Genomic DNA, 20,513 nt, shown 5'->3' with positions numbered 1-20,513 from the left:
GAAAACGCTGGAAGTCCAGGACAAGGATGGCAACTGGGTGACGATCAACCTTGTGGCAGGCAGCACAACGAGCGTGGCAGGCCAGCATGGCACCTTGGTGGTGAATGCAGACAAGAGCTGGACCTACACGCTTGCTGCAGCTTCCGAGCACGACAAGGCGGCGGGCAAAGACACCGAAAAGGATGAGAACTTTGCGGTACGGGTGACTGACAGTGACAACGATGTGAACACATCGGCCAGCATTGACATCACGATTAAGGATGATGGTCCCAAGGCTGAAGACGACATGAACAATGTCCGCGAAGGCGACACCCTGTCCGTCGACGCCGAGAATGGAGTTCTCCACAGCGACACCGCCGGCGCAGACGGCTGGGCTTCCGGCGGCGGCGTGGTTGGCGTGTCGCAAGGCGCCAATGTAGCGGCCGGCCCGGACAGCAACGGCAACTTCACGATCACGACCGACTATGGCACGCTGACCCTCAAGGCCGATGGCAGCTACACCTATAAAGCTACCGCCAATGCCATCACAGCCAATGTCCCGGACGTCTTCACCTACACCGTGCGCGATGCCGACGGCGACGAAAAAACGGCGGCGCTGACCATCAATATCGAAAACACGTCGGGTCCGACGGCGAATGCGGATACATCCACGATCTTTGAAAGCGGCACAGCCAGTGGCAGCAATGTCGTGTTGATCCTGGATCGCTCCGGCAGCATGGGCCCCGCTGGCAATAACGACGGAGGCAGCGATCCAGACGGCAGCGGCCCCTACACCTCTCGCATGCAGATGCTGAAGGAAGCCGTCGCCAACCTCTTCAATTCCGGTGCGGTGCATTCCGTATTCATCGTCTCGTTCGCGAGCAGCGCAACCTTCCACTCATCGGGTCAGGATGGCGGCTGGTATACCAATCTTGCCGATGCCATGGCTGCCATCGAGCAGCTGAACGCTGGCGGAACCACCAGCTACAAATCGGCGCTGGATACGGTTCGTAGTAATTTCTCCGCTCCGCCGCAGGGAGGAGACAAGCTGGTTTCGATTTTCATGTCGGACGGCAAGCCTTCCAGCGCTCTGAGCACCAGCGGAAGCTCCAGCGACGAGCAAAAATGGATCGATTTCCTTACTAACAATGAGTTTGATGACTCCTACGCGGTAGGGTTTGGCGGGCTGGGAAGCTCGGACAAGACTTACCTGGAGCCCATTGCCTGGCATCCTGGTGAAACACGAGGTGGGATCACCGTTGGTGAGAACGATCCGAATGTGAAGGTGGTGGACACCAGCGTCTCGGATCTGACCAACACTTTGATCAGCAGCGCAGGCGGCAACTCCATTACTGGCAACATCACCGACAACGACGCGCATGGCACTGCTCCATGGAGCGGCGACGGCTGGAAGCTGACGACCATCTCCTACGTGGACGGCAGCGGCGTTTCCCAGACCTACACGTTTATGTCGGCCAGCGACTCGACGACGATCGACATCTATGCGCCCAGCCCGGCCACGCCTGGCAGCATGATGCAGATCGGCAAGCTGCTGGTCTCCGCGAACGGTGAGTACCGCTTCACAGGCCAAAACAACACCGACGTCGCCGACGATATCTCCGCGACGGTGAACTACACGGTGAAGGACGCCAGCGGCGCCACGGCCTCGTCGACCCTGACGCTGACGATCCAGGATCGCAGCGAGGTGAGCGCGGCCGATGACAATGCGACGGTGAATCTCGATTCTTCGACCGTGACGGTGGCTGCATCGTCGAAGCCATTGGCGAATGAATTCTCCAGCAGCGACTCTAACCAGTGGACGTTCAGTAACGTGGTCGATAGAAACACCACGGCCAATCTGGCAACCGATGGGATACTGAGTGCGAACCTTGGTCAGTGGCAGTCGACATCGTGGAACAGCAACAGCACACTGGACGCTGCACGGAGTGGTAGCTCCAGCAACCGGACTCTTACCCTGACGGACTCCAACGGTTCTGGCAACGGCGATGCTCAGTTGGTTACGCCGACCTACACGACTGGAAACGTGGCAGGGGAAACCTTGCAGTTCCAAGTCACGGGTGTCAGCAACCTGGGTGGCGCCAACGATTCCGCTGGATGGAAGCTTTACAAGAGCGTTGACAACGGCAATGGCACGATGACATGGACGGAGGTTCAGCAAGGCTCCATCACTGGAACGCAAACCAATCCCCCCATCAAGACCAATGCTCTGGAAGCCAACACGACTTACCGGATTGTCCTGACCGTACACGATGGCACGGGTAACACCAGCAGCAGCAAAGCCAGCGTGACGTTCGACAACTTCCAGGCCAATATCCCGAGCTACCAATACACCAATTGGACGACGTCGCCGCTCAACGGCTTGGTCAAGGACAACGACAGCTGGGGCGCCAATGGCGAAGCCTCGACGCTATCGGTCTGGAACGGTACGGCATGGGTGAACGCCGCGACGACGGGCACGACGATCATGGGTGAGCACGGCACGCTGGTCATCAAGAGCGACGGTTCCTACACCTATACGCCCACCAAGCCGGACAACGGCACGGACGACGTTCCTTACCATCAGGAGCGGTTCGAGTACAAGGTGACCCAGGCGGACGGCGACACGGATTCGGCGTTCTTGAACATCACCATCAAGACGACGGGCCCTGGTGCTGTTGCGGAACTGCATGGTTCCGTGGGAGATGATGTGCTGATTGGCAGTGATGGCAATGACATCATCGTCGGTGGTGCGGGCGACGATGCACTGTACGGAGGCAAGGGCAACGATACGCTGACCGGCGGCATGGGCGATGACGAGTTTGTCTGGCTGCTGGGTGACGAAGGCACGGTGGGTACGCCGGCGGCAGAGGACACCATCATGGACTTCGGTACGGCCACTAACGGCATGGGCCAGGATGTGCTGGTGCTCAATGAGTTGTTGGTGGGTGAGGAGGATGAAACCGATCTGAGCCAGTTCCTGCATGTGGAAAAGATCGGTAGTGATACCGTGATCCAGATCCACACCCATGGTTTGTTGGATGCAGATGGCGGCAACTTCAACCAGTCCATCGTGCTCAAGAACGTGGATTTGGTGAATGGTGCCCCGATCGATACTTCGGCAGACCAAAACGCACTGATCCAGCAACTGATCCAGCAAGGCAAGATCACCATGGACGGTCACAACTAAGCCCAGCTCTACCCCGGGGCTTGTTCCCGGGGCCTTTTGCCACAAGGCGCATGCATGCAAGTGCCTGCGCCTTTTTTCTTGGATCGTGTTCACGATCTTTTTGATATCGCATCACACGCGTGCCCTGTCCTGCGTTATGCCTGCACCTCCAGCGTCTTCTCTCCGTCACACCCGCATAGGCGGGTGTCCAGTGACTGCGCTAGTAATGAGAGAGGCCGTGATGTAAGCAAAGGCCGCTGCTGGATTCCCGCCTTCGCGGGAATGACGGAGAGGAGCGGGAATGACGAGGGGGGAATGCGGGAGCGGCAGCGGCGTTGTGCAGCACAATGCCTGCGGGCTGCGCGGGTGCTGCGGCCTGGCGTTCTTCTGGCAGGGGGATGGTAGGGAAGATGGCCGTGGGCCAGAGGCAGCGCCTGGGTGTTCAACAGGGAGTGATGGATTTGTTCTGGCCGGGGTTTTCCTCTCAGCAGCAGGTACGCGGTGGCGGTGGGCTGTCACGGCGGGCTTGGCTGTTGGCGGGGGCGGCCTTGGCCGGGGGCTGGGCGCTGCGGGGCGCGCGGGCCTGGGACGAGGCTTTGCTGCACCGCCAGATGGCGGCGCGTTATGGCGAGGACGGGGTGCGCAGGCTGCAGGCCAGGCTGGAGATGCTGCGTGCCCAGGCGGGCTTGCCGGTGGCCCAGCAGCTGGAGGCGGTGAATGCGTTTTGGAACCAGCGCATTCTGGCCTCTGAAGACCTGGTGGTCTGGAAGGAGACAGATTATTGGGCCACGCCTTTGGAGAGCCTGGGCCGGGGGGCGGGTGATTGCGAGGACTTTGTCATTGGCAAGTTTTTCTCGCTGGTGCACCTGGGCGTGCCGGCACAGCAGATGCGGCTGATTTACGTGCGCGCACGCGTGGGGGGCATGGGCAGCACGCACAGCATTGCGCACATGGTGCTGGGCTTTTACGACACGCCGCAGGCCGACCCCTTGGTGCTGGATAACCTGGTGGTGCGCATGCAGCCGGCCAGCCAGCGCAGTGATTTGACCCCTGTGTTCAGCTTCAACGCCCAGGGTATTTATGTGCAGGGACAGCGTTCTGCGCCGGCAGAGCGCATCAACCGCTGGCAGGATTTGCAGCAGCGCATGCGCAAGGAGGGCTTTGATGCGCTCTGAGCCCGCTGCTTGCCGCGCTGCTTGCCGGGTGCCGCAGACCGTGGCCCCTGGCGCGCTGCGGTGCTGCAGCATTTTTTTGGAAAGGCCTTAAGCCATGTCGTTGCTCAAGCAGCTTTTACTCAGTGTGTCGGTGGCGATTGTGGGGATTTTGCTGGGCACGCTGGCGCTCAGCATTGATGCGGCGCGCAGCTATCTGACGCAGCAGCTGCAATCGCAAAGCGAGAATGCCGCGTCTTCGCTGTCGCTGTCGCTGTCCCAGCCGGGCAACCAGGACCCGGTCACGCAAGAGCTGCTGATGGCTGCCTTGTTCGACACCGGGCAGTTTGCGGCTATTGGCCTGCGGGCGCCGGATGGGCGTGTGCTGTTCGAGCGCCAAAGCCCAGCGCTGCAGAGCCAGGGGCGCGCGCCCGCGTGGTTCCGCCACATGCTGCCCTTGCCGCAGCCCCAGGCCGAGCGGGCCATCAGCGACGGCTGGCGGCAGGTGGGCAACCTCAGCGTGATGGTGGACAACCGGTTTGCCATGGATGCGCTGTGGTCCAGCAGCATCCGGATGACTGGGCTGATTCTTGTGGCGGGCGGTGCCTGGGCTTTGTTCGTGGGCCTGCTGCTGCGGTGGTTCCGGCGGGTGCTGCACGAGGAAATCGAGGCCCAGGTGCTGCGCATCGGCACCAGCCAGAGCGATGTGGCCGACGTGGGCGAATCGCGCGTGGCGGAGCTGACCTCCGTGTCCCATGCCATCCAGCACACCCATGTGCGCGTGCAGCAAGCGGCCCAGGCGCAGACGCAGCGCATCGAACACCTGGAGCTGGAGACCAACAGCGACCCGGTCACCCAGCTGCCCAACCGCAAGTACTTCGTCAACGAGCTGCAAAAGCTCCTGCTCAGCGGGCCGCAGGCCCAGGGGCATGTGCTGATGGTGCGCCAGCGCGACCTGCAGGCCATGAACACCAGCTACGCGCGCCACGAGGTCGACGAATGGCTCAAGAGCGTCTGGCAGCAGGTGCAGCAACTGCTGGCCGACAACGCCCAGGTGCAGGCCCAGCTGGCACGCCTGAATGGCAGTGACTTCGTGGTGCTGCTGCCCGGTGGGCTGGGCCCTGAGGGCATGCACATGGTGCAGCAACTGCGCAAGCTGCTGCAGTCGCAGAACCTGGCGCTGGGGGCGGGGCAGTGGACGCGCTGGGCGTTTGCGCTGACGGCCTTCATCGGCACGGACACGGTGGGCGATGTGCTGTCGCGCCTGGACCGTGGGCTGATGCAGGCCGAAAGCGCAGGCCATGGCGATGTCGAGTACGCCGAGGCCACGCGCCAGCCTGGCCACATGGTGGCCGGCGAGCGCAATTGGCAGCAACTGCTGAGCATGGCCCTGCAGACGCCCCAGGCCTTGCAGATCGCGGTGCAGCCCCAGACCAGCACCTCCCTGGTGGGCACCGATGTGCGCCATGAGGCGTCCCTGGAGCTGCACGAGCCCGACGGGCGCGTGCTGGGCGGCGCCTTCTTCCTGCCGGCGGCCGTGCGCCTGGGCATGTCGGCCGACTACGACCTGCAGGCGCTGTCGCTGGGCTTGCAGTGGCTGGGCCAGCACCCGGGCGAGACCCTGGTGGTGCGCGTGTCCGTGCCGTCGCTGGAGCAGGACGACCTGGTGCCGCAGGTGCGCAAGCTGCTGCAATCCCCGCCGGCCCAGGCCCTGGGGGCGGGGCTGGAGCAGTTGGTGCTGGAACTGGATGCGCACGCGCTGGAGGTCAACCCCGCGCGCGTGGCCGAGCTGTGCGACGAAACCGCGCTGGCCCATGTGGGGGTGGGGCTGCGTCGCCTGGACCAGTCGCCCAAGGCCCTGTGGCACCTGCCCAGCCTGCCGCTGCGCTATGTGAAGCTGGGCGGCTATTTTGCGGAGCAGTCACTCAGCAACCCGGGGGTGCGCCACCTGCTGGAGGCCATGATCAGCACCGCCCAGGACCAGGGCGTGCGGGTCTACATCACCGATGCCGTGGCGCCCGAGGCCGCGGCGTGGCTGCGCATCAAGGGTGCCAGCTTGCCCGTGCAAGGCCTGGGTTGAGGCGTGCGCCTTGGCGCGGCCCGCCTGCCGTAGCGGGCGGCGTTCGCGCTGGTGGTTCGGTGGCGTGGCATGGCAAAAAGCAGAGCGCCTTGCGCTCATGAATCCTGGGTTATAGCCACTTTGGGTTCCCAACGGGTTGGGCGCCCATGGCGGTGGCGCACAAAAAAACGCCGAACGTGTGACACGTTCGGCGTTGCCAAAGGAGGAGAACACAGCTGCCCGGTCCAGCCGGTCGGGACAGCCGGTCGGGCGCTTACACCTCGGCGCCAGACTCTTTCACAACCTTGCCCCACTTGGCGGCTTCGGACTTGATGAAGGCGTCGAACTGGGCGGGGGTCTCGATGACCACTTCACCACCCTGGTCGGCGATCTTCTTGGCCACGGCCGGGTCCTTCAGCACCTTGGTCAGCGCGGTCTGCAGCTTGGTCAGGATGGGCGCGGGCGTGCCGGCCACGGCCCACAGGCCGAACCAGGACGTGGCTTCGTAGCCCGGCACGCCGGCTTCGGCGATGGTGGGCACGTCCGGCAGTTCGGGCGAGCGCTTGGCCGTGGTCACGGCGATGGGGCGCAGCTTGCCCGAGCGCACGTGCTGGATGGCCGAGGGCATGTTGTCGAACATGACGGCAATCTGGTTGCCCAGCAGGTCGGAGATGGCGGGGGCGCTGCCCTTGTAAGGCACGTGGGTCATTTCGGCACCGGTCATGCTCTGGAACAGCGCGCCGGACACGTGGGGCGAAGCGCCGGAGCCGGGCGAGCCGTAGGTCACTTCACCGGGATGCTTCTTGGCGTAGGCAATCATTTCCTGCACCGTCTTGTAGGGGCGGCTGGGGTGGGCCACCAGCAGGTTGGGCACGTTGGCCACGCGGCTCAGCGGCGCGAAGTCCTTGACCGGGTCGTAAGGCAGCTTCTTGTACAGCGCCTGGTTGATGGCGTGCGTGCCCACGGTGCCCATGAACAGGGTGTAGCCGTCGGCCTTGGCGCGCGACGCCTGCTGCGCACCAATGTTGCCGCCGGCGCCGGGCTTGTTCTCGATGATGATGGTCTGGCCCAGTTCCTGTCCCAGTGCCTGGCCCACGATGCGCGCCAGGATGTCGGTGGTGCCGCCTGCGGAGAAGGGCACGATCATGGTCAGGGGCTTGTCGGGGTAGGCGTCAGCGGCCAGGGCCGAGCCCATGCCGGCCACGGCCAGGGTGGCGGCGGCCAGGGTTTTCAGGCCGGTGCGGCGGGTGAAAGTGCGGGATGCAAACATCAACGTCTCCTGTGTGAACAGATGCTGGTCAGAACAAGTCCCCCCGTGCGCCCGCGCAGCGGGTGCGGTGCAGTCAGTCCAGGGGGGATTGGTGGCCGCGCATGCGTGGCACGGCCATCCGGGAAGGGGCGGGGTTGCGCGCTGGCAGGCCAGCGGCAGTCCCTGTGGCGGCCCAGCTCCCTCGGCGCGGGCTGGGTGGGTGGGGTCACCCGGTGCCCAGGCCAGGCACTGCGGTGCCCGGCCCTGGCGGTGTGCAAGCGGGGGTCAGACCTTTTCGAGGATCACGGCAATGCCCTGGCCCACGCCGATGCACATGGTGCACAGCGCGTAACGGCCGCCCAGGGTGTGCAGCTGGTTGACGGCGGTGGTGGCCAGGCGTGCACCGGAGGCACCCAGGGGGTGGCCCAGGGCGATGGCGCCGCCCCACTGGTTGACGCGCGGGTCGTTGTCGGCAATTCCCAGATCACGCAGCACGGCCAGGCCTTGGGCGGCAAAGGCTTCGTTCAGTTCGATCACGTCCATGTCGGCCAGGCTCAGACCGGTCTGGGCCAGGACCTTGCGCACGGCGGGGGCAGGGCCAAAGCCCATGATGCGGGGGGCCACACCGGCAGTGGCCATGCCCACGACACGGGCGCGGGGCACCAGGTGGTATTGCTGGGCGGCTTCGGCATTGGCCAGCAGCAGGGCGCAGGCGCCGTCGTTCACGCCGCTGGCGTTACCGGCGGTCACGGTGCCGTCAGGGCGCACCACGCCTTTGAGCTTGGCCAGCGCTTCCAGCGTGGTGGCGCGGGGGTGCTCGTCCTGGCTGACCACGATGGCATCGCCCTTCTTCTGGGGGATGGTGACGTGAACGATTTCCTGGGCCAGGTAGCCGGCAGCGATGGCTGCGGCCGCCTTTTGCTGGGAAGCCAGGGCCATGCGATCCTGGGCTTCACGCTCGATCTTGAAGTCGTCGGCCACGTTCTCGGCGGTCTCGGGCATGGAGTCCACACCGTACTGCTGCTTCATCAGCTTGTTGACGAAGCGCCAGCCGATGGTGGTGTCGTACACGGCGTTGTTGCGGCTGAAGGCGCTTTCGGCCTTGGGCATGACGAAGGGCGCGCGGCTCATGGATTCCACACCACCGGCAATCATCAGGCGGGCTTCGCCGGACTTGATGGCGCGCGCGGCGGAGCCCACGGCGTCCAGGCCGGAGCCACACAGGCGGTTGATGGTGGCACCGGGGACATCGATGGGCAGGCCGGCCAGCAGGCTTGACATGCGGGCCACGTTGCGGTTGTCTTCACCGGCCTGGTTGGCGTTGCCGTACAGCACATCGTCCACGGCGGCCCAGTCCACGCCCGGGTTGCGCTCCATCAGGGCCTTGATGGGCAGTGCGCCCAGATCGTCGGCGCGCACGCTGGACAGCGCGCCGCCGTAACGGCCGAAGGGGGTGCGGATGGCGTCGCAGATGAAGGCTTCGGGTGCAGTGCTCATGGGGTGTCTCCGAGTCACGCTTGGCGGCCAGCGCCAAGTTTTTTAAAAGAAGAGCTGCCAGCGCAAGCAAGATGGGCGCTGGAGGCTGTTTGGGTATCAATTGCAATCAGGCAGTGGCAATCGGCAGGCCGACCATGGCTTCGAGTTCGGCGTGGCTCAGGCCGTCCACCAGGTCGATCAGGCGCAGGCCCTGGGGCGTGCATTCCAGCGTGCACAGCTCGGTGTAGATGCGCTTGACGCAGGCCAGGCCGGTCAGCGGGTAGCTGCAGGCCTGGACGACCTTGCATTCGCCGGTCTTGGTCATCAGGTCCATCATCACCCAGGTGCTCTTGGCACCCACAGCCAGGTCCATCGCGCCGCCCACGGCGGGGATGGCGCCGGGCTCCCCCGTGCTCCAGTTGGCCAGATCGCCCGTGGCCGACACTTGGAAGGCGCCCAGCACACAGATGTCCAGGTGACCGCCGCGCATCATGGCGAAGCTGTCGGCATGGTGGAAATAGCTGCCACCGGGCAGCAAGGTCACGGGCTGCTTGCCGGCGTTGGTCAGGTCGTAGTCTTCCTGTCCGGCCTCGGGGGCGGGGCCCATGCCGAGGATGCCGTTTTCCGACTGCAGCACGATCTCGCGGTCGGCGGGGATGTGGTTGGCCACCTTGGTGGGCATGCCGATGCCGAGGTTCACATAGGCGCCGTCGGGAATGTCCTGGGCGATGCGTTGGGCCAGTTCGTCTTTGGTACGTTTTTGATAGCTGCTCACGCTTGATACTCCTGCGCTTTAACTGTTTTTAGGCAGATTTCTTAAAGCCGCCAGCTTGCGTGGCAACACGTTCGATCGGCACCACCTTGCTCACGTAGATGCCGGGGGTGACGATGGCCTCGGGGTCCAGCGCGCCCAGTTCCACCACCTCGTGCACGGTGGCCACGGTGAACTTGGCCGCAGTGGCCATCACGGGGCCGAAGTTGCGCGCCGATTTGCGGTAGGTCAGGTTGCCCCAGCGGTCGCCTTGTTCGGCCTTGATCAGGGCCACATCGCCGTAGATCGGGTACTCCAGCACATAGTGCTTGCCGTTGATCTCGCGGGTTTCCTTGCCGGCGGCCAGCTCGGTGCCATAGGCCGTGGGGCAGAAGAACGCGCCGATGCCGGCACCGGCAGCACGCATGCGCTCGGCCAAGTTGCCCTGGGGGACCAGTTCCAGCTCGATCTTGCCGCTGCGGTACAGCTCGTCGAACACCCAGCTGTCGACCTGGCGGGGGAAACTGCAGATGATCTTGCGCACCTGGCCACTCTTGAGCAAAGCGGCCAGACCGGTGTCGCCATTGCCCGCGTTGTTGTTCACAATCGTCAGGTCGCGGGCACCCTGGGCAATCAGGCCATCGATCAGCTCCACGGGGTTGCCGGAAGTGCCAAAGCCACCGATGAGTACGGTGGCGCCGTCTTGGATGCCCGACAGTGCCTCGGCGATCGTGTCGGTGATTTTGTGGATCATGTGTCTCTGTCTCCCTACGGGACCGGTTGCAAAGTGAGGGCTTTGCTAAAATGTTCGCAATAAGAACATTTGTTCGCTGAAAGAATTATATGAATGGGATTGTCACCAAGTCGGCTGTAGAAACCACATCAGGGAAAACCCTGGATGCGTACGAAGAGGCGGAAAAGAAGCCGGGCGACACCTATGTGCAGTCGTTCGCCCGCGGGCTGGAGGTGATCCGCTCCTTCAGCGCGGACCGCCCGGTGCAGACCTTGAGCGAGGTGGCCGCCCAGACCGGGCTGACCCGCGCCGGGGCGCGCCGCATCCTGCTGACCCTGCAGACGCTGGGCTATGTGGCGTGCGCCGACGGCAAGCACTTTGAGCTGACGCCGCGCATCCTGGACCTGGGCTTTGCCTACCTGAGTTCGCAGCCGCTGTGGAACCTGGCCATGCCGGCCATGGAAACCCTGTCGGAGACGGTGCAGGAGTCCTGTTCGGCCGGTGTGCTGGACGGGTTGGAGGTGGTCTATGTGGTGCGCGTGCACGCCCACAAGATCATGAGCACCAACCTGGGCGTGGGTTCGCGCCTGCCCGCGTTCTGGACGTCCATGGGGCGCGTGCTGCTCGCCGGCCTGCCGCAGCCGCAACTGCTGGCCCTGCTGGCCAGCTGCCCGCGCGAGCCGTTCACGCGATACACCCTGACCGAGGACGCCGACCTGCTGGCGGCCATTGAGGTGGTGCGCCAGCAGGGCTGGGCGTTGATCAACCAGGAACTGGAGGAGGGCCTGATCTCCGTTGCCGCGCCACTGCACAACGCCCAGGGCCAGTGCGTTGGGGCGATCAATGTCTCGGGCCAGGCCAACCGCACCAATGCCCAGGAGATGCAGGCGCGCATCGTGCCGCACCTGCTGCGCGCGGCCCAGACCATTTCGCTGCTGATGCGCACGGCACGGCGTTGAGTGCGCCGCGCGGGATAATGCGGCGCAACTTCTGACTGGCACCCATGGCACGACTCCCCCGCCTGACCTTGCCCGGCCTGCCGCACTATGTGCTGCAGCGTGGCAACAACCTGCAGCCCATCTTTGCCGATGCCCAGGACTACGCCTGCATGAAGGACCTGCTGCGCGAGATGGGGCGGCGCTTTGCCGTGGAGCTGCATGCCTACATCCTGCTGCCCAACCAGTTGCACCTGCTGGCCACGCCGGAGACCGCCGACAGCCTGCCGCAGTTCATGCAGGCCGTGGGGCGCAGCTATGTGCGCGGCTTCAACAACCGCCATGGCCGCAGCGGCACGCTGTGGGAGGGGCGCTACCGCGGCACGGTGCTGGAGCCGCAGGCCTGGCTGCTGCCGGCCATGGTGGTGCTGGAAAGCCAGGCTGTCACCCAGGGGTTGGCTGCGCGCGCGGTGGACTATGCCTTCAGCAGTGCGCGCCACAACGCCGGGGCGCAGGTTGACGGCATGCTGCGCCTGCACCGGGCGTACTGGAGTCTGGGCGATACCCCGTTTGCGCGTGAGGCCGCCTATGCCCAACTGCTGGACCGCGGGGCCAGCGAAGAGGTGCAGGAGGTGGTGCTGCAAGCCGCGCTCAAGGGCTGGGTGCTGGGCGGGGACAGCTTCGTTCAGGGCCTGCAGCAGCAGACCGAGCGCCGCCTGACCCGCCAGAAAGCCGGCCGTCCGGTGCGCGGCGATGCACCGATAGGTTGAGGGCGGCTCTGGGTTTATTGCACCATTTGCGTGCGTCGTTTCGGCGTGTTTTTGAATGCTGTTGTTTTTGTTGTTGTTTTAAATATGTCCCTAATTTATGTTTTGCTTGTTTTTGGTGCGTATTAATTGGTATCTGACCCTAATTAAATTTTCTTGCATGGGTTAATGCGGTGACGTAATCTCGCGGTCCCTGCGATAGAAATTAGAGGATGAGCGCCATGACTACGGCTGCAGAAATTGCACATCTCCAAGAACACGGCTTGTACGCCAAGAGCAATGAACACGATGCCTGCGGTCTGGGCTTTGTCGCCCACATCAAGGGCGAGAAACGCCACGACATCGTGCTGGGCGCGCTGAAGATCCTCGAGAACATCGACCACCGTGGCGCTGTGGGCGCCGACCCGCTGATGGGCGATGGCGCAGGCATCCTGATCCAGATTCCCGACCAGCTCTACCGCGAAGAGATGGCCAAGCAGGGCGTGGAGCTGCCCCCCGCCGGCGAATATGGCGTGGGCATGGTGTTCCTGCCCAAGGAACACGCCTCCCGCCTGGCCTGCCAGCAGGAGATGGAGCGCGCCATCAAGGCCGAAGGCCAGGTGCTGCTGGGCTGGCGCGATGTGCCCGTGAACCGCGACATGCCCATGTCGCCCACCGTGCGCGAAAAGGAACCCATCCTGCGCCAGGTGTTCATCGGCCGTGGCAACGACGTGATCGTGCAGGACGCGCTGGAGCGCAAGCTGTACGTGATCCGCAAGACCGCCAGCGCGGCCATCCAGAACCTGGGCCTGAAGCACAGCAAGGAATACTACGTGCCCAGCATGAGCAGCCGTACCGTGGTCTACAAGGGCCTGCTGCTGGCCGACCAGGTGGGCGTGTACTACAAGGATCTGGCCGACCAGCGCTGCGTCTCGGCCATCGGCCTGGTGCACCAGCGCTTCTCCACCAACACCTTCCCCGAGTGGCCCCTGGCCCACCCCTACCGCTATGTGGCCCACAACGGTGAAATCAACACCGTGCGCGGCAACTACAACTGGATGGTGGCGCGCGAAGGCGTGATGGCCTCGCCGGTGCTGGCCGATGACCTGAAGAAGCTCTACCCCATCAGCTTTGCCGGCCAGTCCGACACCGCCACCTTCGACAACTGCCTGGAACTGCTGACCATGGCGGGCTACCCCATCAGCCAGGCCGTGATGATGATGATCCCCGAGCCTTGGGAGCAGCACGAGGCCATGGACGAGCGCCGCCGCGCCTTCTATGAGTACCACGCCGCGATGATGGAGCCCTGGGACGGTCCCGCCTCCATCGTGTTCACCGATGGCCGCCAGATCGGCGCCACGCTGGACCGCAACGGCCTGCGCCCCTCGCGCTATGTCGTGACCGAAGACGACCTGGTGATCCTGGCCTCCGAAGCCGGCGTGCTGCCCGTGCCGGACAGCAAGATCGTGCGCAAGTGGCGCCTGCAGCCCGGCAAGATGCTGCTGATCGACCTGGAGCAGGGCCGCATGATCGAGGACGATGAGCTCAAGGCCAACATCGTCAACACCAAGCCCTACAAGCAGTGGATCGAAAACCTGCGCATCAAGCTGGACCAGGTGGAAGTGCCCGCTGACTTCTTGGCCCCCGCGAAGGCGGCCGAGCTGCCCCTGCTGGAGCGCCAGCAGGCCTTCGGCTTCACCCAGGAAGACATCAAGTTCATCCTGGAACCCATGGCCAAGAACGGCGAGGAAGGCGTGGGCTCCATGGGCAACGACAGCCCGCTGGCCGTGCTGTCCGACAAGAACAAGCCGCTGTACAACTACTTCCGCCAGATGTTCGCGCAGGTGACCAACCCGCCGATCGACCCCATCCGCGAAGCCATCGTGATGTCGCTGGTGTCTTTCGTGGGCCCCAAGCCCAACCTGCTGGACATCAACCAGGTCAACCCACCGATGCGCCTCGAGCTGCAGCAGCCCATCCTCGACTTCGAGGGCATGGCCAAGCTGCGCGAGATCGAGCAGCACACCCACGGCAAGTTCAAGAGCGCGACCATCGACATCACCTACCCGCTGAGCTGGGGTCGTGAAGGCGTGGAAGCCAAGCTGGCCTCGCTGTGCGCGCAGGCCGTGGACGAGATCAAGGGCGGAGCCAACATCCTGATCGTCAGCGACCGCAATGTCAGCGCCACGCAAGTGGCCATCCCCGCGCTGCTGGCCCTGTCGGCCATCCACCAGCACCTGGTGCGCGAAGGCCTGCGCACCACCACCGGCCTGGTGGTGGAGACCGGCACGGCCCGTGAAATCCACCACTTCGCCGTGCTGGCGGGCTACGGTGCTGAAGCCGTGCACCCCTACCTGGCCATGGAAACCCTGGCCGACATGTACCAGCAGCCCGTGGGCGGTGTGGATGCCAAGAAGGCCATCTACCACTACGTCAAGGCGATTGGCAAGGGCCTGTCCAAGATCATGTCCAAGATGGGTGTGTCCACCTACATGTCCTACTGCGGCGCGCAGCTGTTTGAGGCCGTGGGCCTGAACAGCGCCACCGTGGACAAGTACTTCACCGGCACCGCCAGCCGCGTGGAAGGCATCGGCGTGTTCGAGATCGCCGAGGAAACCATCCGCAACCACGTCAACGCCTTCAGCGACGACCCGGTGCTGGAAACCATGCTGGACGCCGGCGGCGAATACGCCTGGCGTGCCCGTGGCGAAGCCCACATGTGGACGCCCGACGCGATCGCCAAGCTGCAGCACTCGACCCGTTCGAACAACTTCAGCACCTACAAGGAATACGCGCAGCTGATCAACGACCAGAGCAAGCAGCACATGACGCTGCGTGGCCTGTTCGAGTTCAAGAGTGATCCTGCCACCGCCATCTCGGTGGATGAGGTGGAACCCGCGGCTGAGATCGTCAAGCGTTTTGCCACCGGCGCCATGTCGCTGGGTTCGATCTCCACCGAAGCCCACGCCACGCTGGCCGTGGCCATGAACCGCATCGGCGGCAAGAGCAACACCGGTGAAGGCGGCGAAGACCCCAAGCGCTACCGCAACGAGCTCAAGGGCATCCCGATCCAGCAGGGCGAGTCCCTGGCCTCCATCATCGGCAAGGAGCAGGTGGAGTCCGACATCGTGCTGCAGGGCGGTGACAGCCTGCGCTCGCGCATCAAGCAGGTGGCGTCCGGCCGCTTCGGGGTGACCGCCGAGTACCTGGTGTCCTCCGACCAGATCCAGATCAAGATGGCCCAGGGCGCCAAGCCCGGTGAAGGCGGCCAGCTGCCCGGCGGCAAGGTGACCGACTACATCGGCATGCAGCGCTACTCGGTGCCCGGCGTGGGCCTGATTTCGCCCCCGCCCCACCACGACATCTACTCGATCGAGGACCTGGCCCAGTTGATCCACGATCTGAAGAACGTGGCCCCGCACGCCGACATCTCGGTGAAGCTGGTGTCCGAAGTCGGCGTGGGCACGATTGCGGCCGGCGTGGCCAAGTGCAAGAGCGACCACGTGGTGATCGCCGGCCATGACGGCGGCACCGGTGCTTCGCCCCTGTCGTCCATCAAGCATGCCGGCGGTCCCTGGGAAATCGGCCTGGCCGAAACCCAGCAGACCCTGGTGCTGAACCGCCTGCGTGGCCGTATCCGCGTGCAGGCCGACGGCCAGATGAAGACCGGCCGCGACGTGGTCATCGGCGCGCTGCTGGGCGCGGACGAATTCGGCTTCGCCACCGCACCGCTGGTGGTCGAGGGCTGCATCATGATGCGCAAGTGCCACCTGAACACCTGCCCCGTGGGCGTGGCCACGCAGGACCCCGTGCTGCGCAAGAAGTTCACCGGCAAGCCCGAGCATGTCGTGAACTACTTCTTCTTCATCGCCGAGGAAGTGCGCCAGATCATGGCCCAGCTGGGCATCCGCAAGTTCGACGAGCTGATCGGCCGCACCGACCTGCTGGACACCCGCAAGGGCGTGGAGCACTGGAAGGCCCAGGGCCTGGACTTCAGCCGCCTGTTCGCCCAGCCGGTCGTGCCGGCCGATGTGGCCCGCTACCACGTGGACAAGCAGGACCACCTGCTGGACAAGGCGCTCGACGTGAAGCTGATCGAGCGCTGCCAGCCCGCCATCCAGCATGGCGAGAAGGTGCGCATCATGGAAGTGGCCAAGAACGTGAACCGCTCCGTCGGCGCCATGCTGTCGGGTGCGGTCACCAAGGTGCACCCCGAGGGCCTGCCGGATGACACCATCCGCATCCACTTCGAAGGCACGGGCGGCCAGTCGTTCGGCGCCTTCCTGTGCAAGGGCATCACGCTGAACATCACCGGCGAAGCCAACGACTACACCGGCAAGGGCCTGTCGGGCGGGCGCGTCATCGTGCGCCCCAGCCATGAGTTCCGCGGCGTGTCCACGGCCAACACCATCGTCGGCAACACCGTGATGTTCGGTGCCACCCGGGGTGAGGCGTTCTTCAGCGGCGTGGCCGGCGAACGCTTTGCCGTGCGCCTGTCGGGCGCCACGGCGGTGGTCGAGGGCGTGGGCGACCACGGCTGCGAATACATGACCGGCGGCACCGTGGTGGTGCTGGGCAAGACCGGCCGCAACTTTGCGGCGGGCATGAGCGGCGGCGTGGCCTATGTGTACGACGAAGACGGCAAGTTTGCCGAGCGTTGCAACACCGCCAGCGTGAAGCTGGAGAAGGTGCTGCCCCACGAGGAGTTCCTGTCCACCGTGCCGCGCGGCATCTGGCACCACGACCAGAGCGACGACCAGCAGCTGCGTGCCCTGGTGGAGGCGCACAGCCGCTGGACCGGTTCGCAGCGTGCCCGTGACCTGCTGGACAACTGGGGCGCCGCGCGTGCCAAGTTCGTGAAGGTGTTCCCGACCGAGTACCAGCGTGCACTCGGCGAGATCTATGAACGCAAACAAAAGGAAAAGCAAGCAGCGCAAGCGCCAGCAGCTCCTCAAAAAGAAGCAGTAGCCGCGAAGTAATCACAGCCTGAAACGGTGGCGCGGCCCCGCCCGCCACCGGCACTGCTCAGCGAACACAGATTGAAGGAATAGACATCATGGGAAAGACCACCGGTTTTCTGGAATACGAACGCATCGAAGAAGGCTACCTGCCCGTGGCCGAGCGCGTGAAGAACTACAAAGAGTTCGTCATCGCCTTGACCCCTGAACAGGCCAAGATCCAGGGCGCGCGCTGCATGGACTGCGGCACGCCGTTCTGCAACAACGGCTGCCCGATCAACAACATCATCCCGGACTTCAACGACCTGGTGTACCGCGGTGACTGGGAGAACGCGATCAAGGTGCTGCACAGCACCAACAACTTCCCCGAGTTCACCGGCCGCATCTGCCCCGCGCCCTGCGAGGCCGCCTGCGTGGTGAACATCAACAACGCGCCCATCGGCATCAAGTCCATCGAGCACGCCATCATCGACCGCGCCTGGGAAGAAGGCTGGGTCAAGCCCCAGCTGCCCAAAGCCCAGAGCGGCAAGAAGGTGGCCGTGGTCGGCGCCGGCCCTGCGGGCCTGGCGGCGGCGCAGCAACTGGTGCGCGCCGGTCACGACGTGACCCTGTTCGAGAAGAACGACCAGGTCGGCGGTCTGCTGCGCTACGGCATCCCCGACTTCAAGCTGGACAAGGCCAATATCGACCGCCGCGTCGAGCAGCTGGTGGCCGAGGGCCTGAAGATCCGCACCAGCGTGCTGGTGGCGGGCAAGGACGGCCTGGGCGAAGGCAGCAAGGTCACCAACTGGTCCAAGGAAACCATCGCTCCCGAGGCGCTGATGGCCGAGTTCGACGCCGTGCTGCTGACCGGCGGTGCCGAGCAGTCGCGCGACCTGCCCGTGCCCGGACGGGAACTCAAGGGCGTGCACTTCGCCATGGAATTCCTGCCCCAGCAAAACAAGGTGACGCGCGACGGCAAGCTGAAGAACCAGATCCGCGCCGACGGCAAGCACGTGGTGGTCATCGGCGGTGGCGACACCGGCTCTGACTGCGTGGGCACCTCCAACCGCCATGGCGCGCTCAGCGTGACCCAGCTGGAGCTGATGCCCATGCCGCCCGAGCAGGAGAACAAGCCCCTGGTCTGGCCCTACTGGCCGCTGAAGCTGCGCACCAGCTCCAGCCACCAGGAAGGTTGCGAGCGCGAGTTCGCCATTGGCACCAAGGAGTTCATCGGCGAAAAGGGCCAGTTGACCGCCGTGAAGACTGTGCGCCTGGAATGGAAGGACGGCAAGATGACGGAAGTGCCCGGCTCCGAGCAGATCCTCAAGGCCGACCTGGTGTTCCTGGCCATGGGCTTTGTCTCGCCCGTGCAGACCGTGCTGGATGCCTTTGGCGTGGACAAGGATGCGCGTGGCAACGCCAAGGCTTCGACCGATCTGCTGGGCGGCTACGCCACGAGCGTGCCCAAGCTGTTTGCGGCCGGTGACATCCGCCGAGGCCAGTCCCTGGTGGTCTGGGCCATCCGCGAAGGCCGCCAGGCTGCCCGCGCGGTGGACGAGTTCCTGATGGGGGCCAGCACGCTGCCCCGCTGACCGTCGGGCCGGGGGCGCCGCATGGGCGCGGTGTCGGGGCTGCCTGGCGGGCCCCCGCACCGCCCGCCCTGGGCGCTCTGCGGAGATGCACATTCAGGCGCCTGCGGGCGCCTTTTTGCATGCTGCAAAAAAGAGAGTTGAACGCGCAGGCCTTGCAAGAGGTTGAAAGGTTTTTTGCGTTGAAACGCTTTGCAGGCTAGCGCGGGCGGCTAGGAATTAGAGAGCGGGTATCAGCGCAGCAGCACCAGGCGCGGCACCATGTCGGTGCCGCAGCAGACCACGGCGTTCTGATTCCACTGCGTGCCCCAGGCGCGGGCCGTGCTCTCGCCCATGCCCCAGACCAGCACGCTGTCCTCGCCGGGCCAGTGGCCCTGCGGGTCGTTGCCATGGCCGTCCAGCCAGGACCAGCCGGCGCGCTGCAGCGCTTGGCGCAGCTGGGCCATGCGGCGTGCGTTCAGGTGGTCGGGCAGCAATTCGCCCAACGGGTTGCAGGCGGTCAGGTAGGCGGCGCAGTGCACGGCATGGCGCTGGTAGTGCGGTGCCAGGGCGGGTTGGGGCTGCTCCAGTTGCAGCTGCCAGTCGCAGTCGTTGAGCCCGTAGTGGGTGGCGTGGTAGGCCTGCAGCAGAGGCTCGGGGAGGGCGGTGTCAGCCATGGCAAGTCCGTCGAAATGCACGCAGGCATGTGGTTTGCATGCGAGTTAATGCCCAGGCAGGTAGCAACCCAGGCTTGTCTGCGCGACAATAGCGGATTCGGCCACCGAGGCATACAGGACATGGGGTTTCCCCGGGTCTGTGGGCGGCGGCCTTCCACCGGTTGTTCCAACTCAACTTTGAAGCCATGAAAAAACGCACCCTTCTCGCATCGTTGGCCCTGACAGCTGTTCTGGCGGCCTGCGGCAAGTCCGAACCTGCCGCCACCGCCCAGGCGCCTGCTGCGCCCGCACCTGCGGCTGTGACCAAGATCGTTGTGGGTCTGGACGACAACTTCCCGCCCATGGGTTTCCGTGACGAGAAGAACGAGCTGGTGGGTTTTGACATCGACATGGCCAAGGAAGCCTCCAAGCGTCTGGGCATGGAAGTGGAATTCAAGCCCATCGACTGGAGCGCCAAGGAAGCCGAGCTGAACGGCAAGCGCATCGACGTGCTGTGGAATGGCCTGACCATCCTGGAGTCGCGCAAGCAGCACATCGCCTTCACCGACCCCTACATGGCCAACCGCCAGATCATCATCGTCAAGGCCGGCTCCGACATCAAGGACAAGGCCGGTCTGGCTGGCAAGGTGATCGGCGTGCAGGAATCGTCGTCCGCCGTGGATGCGATGAAGAAGGAAGAAGAAGTCTTCAAGAGCTTCAAGGAATTCAAGCAGTTCGGTGACAACATCACTGCGCTGATGGACCTGGAAGCCGGTCGCCTGGACGCCGTGGTGGTGGACGAGGTGGTGGGTCGCTTCCACGTGGCCAAGAAGGCCGACACCTACACCGTGCTGGAAGACAACTTCGGCACCGAAGACTACGGCGTGGGCTTCCGCAAGGAAGACGCCGAGCTGCTGGGCAAGGTCAACCAGGCCCTGAAAGACATGAAGGCCGATGGCGCCGCCGCCGAAATTTCCAAGAAGTGGTTCGGTGAAAACATTGTCAAGTAAGCTTCAAGCTTGACGCACACACCGGCGTGGCCCGCCTTGGCCACGCCGGTGTTTTTTGTAGGCATGGCTTGTGCAGCTGTGCAGCGGGGTGCCT

Annotated in this window: 13 protein-coding genes; 8 read left to right on the top strand and 5 right to left on the bottom strand. The window is 64.5% G+C overall.

Annotated elements, in window-relative coordinates; all coding sequences use genetic code 11:
• Positions 1–37: 37 nt before the first annotated feature.
• From CA2_RS06855 to CA2_RS06845, 3 genes are all read left to right on the top strand, one after another.
• Positions 38–3,166 carry a cadherin-like domain-containing protein gene (locus CA2_RS06855; protein WP_217997628.1) on the top strand — a complete coding sequence of 1,043 codons (3,129 nt, stop codon included), beginning with the start codon at positions 38–40 and terminating at the stop codon, positions 3,164–3,166.
• Between the two features lie 434 nt (positions 3,167–3,600).
• The gene (locus tag CA2_RS06850) at positions 3,601–4,320 is read left to right on the top strand and encodes a transglutaminase-like cysteine peptidase (protein ID WP_042414371.1); all 720 of its coding nucleotides are present in this window, start codon (positions 3,601–3,603) and stop codon (positions 4,318–4,320) included.
• Between the two features lie 94 nt (positions 4,321–4,414).
• Positions 4,415–6,376, top strand: a complete 1,962-nt coding sequence (locus CA2_RS06845) for a bifunctional diguanylate cyclase/phosphodiesterase (protein WP_042414335.1) — start codon at positions 4,415–4,417, stop codon at positions 6,374–6,376.
• A gap of 253 nt (positions 6,377–6,629) precedes the next feature.
• Here the strand turns inward: CA2_RS06845 and CA2_RS06840 are convergent, their stop codons facing one another.
• From CA2_RS06840 to CA2_RS06825, 4 genes are all read right to left on the bottom strand, one after another.
• Positions 6,630–7,625, bottom strand: a complete 996-nt coding sequence (locus CA2_RS06840; RefSeq protein ID WP_042414332.1) for a Bug family tripartite tricarboxylate transporter substrate binding protein — start codon at positions 7,623–7,625, stop codon at positions 6,630–6,632.
• A gap of 264 nt (positions 7,626–7,889) precedes the next feature.
• Entirely contained in the window at positions 7,890–9,101 is a 1,212-nt protein-coding gene (pcaF, locus tag CA2_RS06835) for a 3-oxoadipyl-CoA thiolase (protein WP_042414330.1), read from the bottom strand.
• 106 nt (positions 9,102–9,207) lie between these two features.
• Complete coding sequence (locus CA2_RS06830) at positions 9,208–9,855, bottom strand: 3-oxoacid CoA-transferase subunit B (RefSeq protein WP_042414327.1); 648 nt, start codon at positions 9,853–9,855, stop codon at positions 9,208–9,210.
• Positions 9,856–9,883: 28 nt separating this feature from the next.
• Entirely contained in the window at positions 9,884–10,585 is a 702-nt protein-coding gene (locus tag CA2_RS06825; protein WP_042414324.1) for a 3-oxoacid CoA-transferase subunit A, read from the bottom strand.
• Positions 10,586–10,674: 89 nt separating this feature from the next.
• On the opposite strand from CA2_RS06825, the gene CA2_RS06820 reads away from it, so the two are divergent.
• The 4 genes from CA2_RS06820 to CA2_RS06805 all read left to right on the top strand — a co-directional run bounded on the left by CA2_RS06820 (position 10,675) and on the right by CA2_RS06805 (position 18,777).
• A complete protein-coding gene (locus CA2_RS06820) occupies positions 10,675–11,523 on the top strand; it encodes an IclR family transcriptional regulator domain-containing protein (protein WP_081888899.1) in 849 nt (282 codons plus the stop codon).
• 44 nt (positions 11,524–11,567) lie between these two features.
• Complete coding sequence (locus CA2_RS06815; protein WP_042414322.1) at positions 11,568–12,269, top strand: transposase; 702 nt, start codon at positions 11,568–11,570, stop codon at positions 12,267–12,269.
• Between the two features lie 218 nt (positions 12,270–12,487).
• On the top strand, positions 12,488–17,224 hold the full coding sequence (locus CA2_RS06810) for a glutamate synthase-related protein (protein ID WP_042414366.1): 4,737 nt from the start codon (positions 12,488–12,490) through the stop codon (positions 17,222–17,224).
• Positions 17,225–17,301: 77 nt separating this feature from the next.
• Positions 17,302–18,777: a glutamate synthase subunit beta gene (locus CA2_RS06805; protein WP_042414320.1), complete on the top strand. Its 1,476-nt coding sequence runs from the start codon at positions 17,302–17,304 to the stop codon at positions 18,775–18,777.
• 230 nt (positions 18,778–19,007) lie between these two features.
• Here the strand turns inward: CA2_RS06805 and CA2_RS06800 are convergent, their stop codons facing one another.
• Entirely contained in the window at positions 19,008–19,430 is a 423-nt protein-coding gene (locus CA2_RS06800; RefSeq protein WP_042414317.1) for a DUF3293 domain-containing protein, read from the bottom strand.
• A 185-nt stretch (positions 19,431–19,615) separates the two neighbouring features.
• Here CA2_RS06800 and CA2_RS06795 point away from each other — a divergent pair, with 185 nt between their 5' ends.
• Complete coding sequence (locus tag CA2_RS06795; RefSeq protein ID WP_042414364.1) at positions 19,616–20,419, top strand: amino acid ABC transporter substrate-binding protein; 804 nt, start codon at positions 19,616–19,618, stop codon at positions 20,417–20,419.
• Positions 20,420–20,513 lie beyond the last annotated feature (94 nt).

The organism is Comamonas aquatica NBRC 14918, assembly GCF_000739875.1.
Classification (GTDB): Bacteria; Pseudomonadota; Gammaproteobacteria; order Burkholderiales; family Burkholderiaceae_C; genus Comamonas; species Comamonas aquatica.
Note: the sequence above shows the minus strand (reverse complement) of the source record. Positions and strands in the feature narration are given on the sequence as shown.

Bases quoted from the DNA above. Each gene is read 5' to 3' on its own strand.
- CA2_RS06850 (WP_042414371.1), top strand. From the start codon at position 3,601: ATGGATTTGTTCTGGCCGGGGTTTTCCTCTCAGCAGCAGGTACGCGGT.
- CA2_RS06845 (WP_042414335.1), top strand. From the start codon at position 4,415: ATGTCGTTGCTCAAGCAGCTTTTACTCAGTGTGTCGGTGGCGATTGTG.
- CA2_RS06840 (WP_042414332.1), bottom strand. From the start codon at position 7,625: ATGTTTGCATCCCGCACTTTCACCCGCCGCACCGGCCTGAAAACCCTG.
- pcaF (WP_042414330.1), bottom strand. From the start codon at position 9,101: ATGAGCACTGCACCCGAAGCCTTCATCTGCGACGCCATCCGCACCCCC.
- CA2_RS06825 (WP_042414324.1), bottom strand. From the start codon at position 10,585: ATGATCCACAAAATCACCGACACGATCGCCGAGGCACTGTCGGGCATC.
- CA2_RS06820 (WP_081888899.1), top strand. From the start codon at position 10,675: ATGAATGGGATTGTCACCAAGTCGGCTGTAGAAACCACATCAGGGAAA.
- CA2_RS06815 (WP_042414322.1), top strand. From the start codon at position 11,568: ATGGCACGACTCCCCCGCCTGACCTTGCCCGGCCTGCCGCACTATGTG.
- CA2_RS06810 (WP_042414366.1), top strand. From the start codon at position 12,488: ATGACTACGGCTGCAGAAATTGCACATCTCCAAGAACACGGCTTGTAC.
- CA2_RS06805 (WP_042414320.1), top strand. From the start codon at position 17,302: ATGGGAAAGACCACCGGTTTTCTGGAATACGAACGCATCGAAGAAGGC.
- CA2_RS06800 (WP_042414317.1), bottom strand. From the start codon at position 19,430: ATGGCTGACACCGCCCTCCCCGAGCCTCTGCTGCAGGCCTACCACGCC.
- CA2_RS06795 (WP_042414364.1), top strand. From the start codon at position 19,616: ATGAAAAAACGCACCCTTCTCGCATCGTTGGCCCTGACAGCTGTTCTG.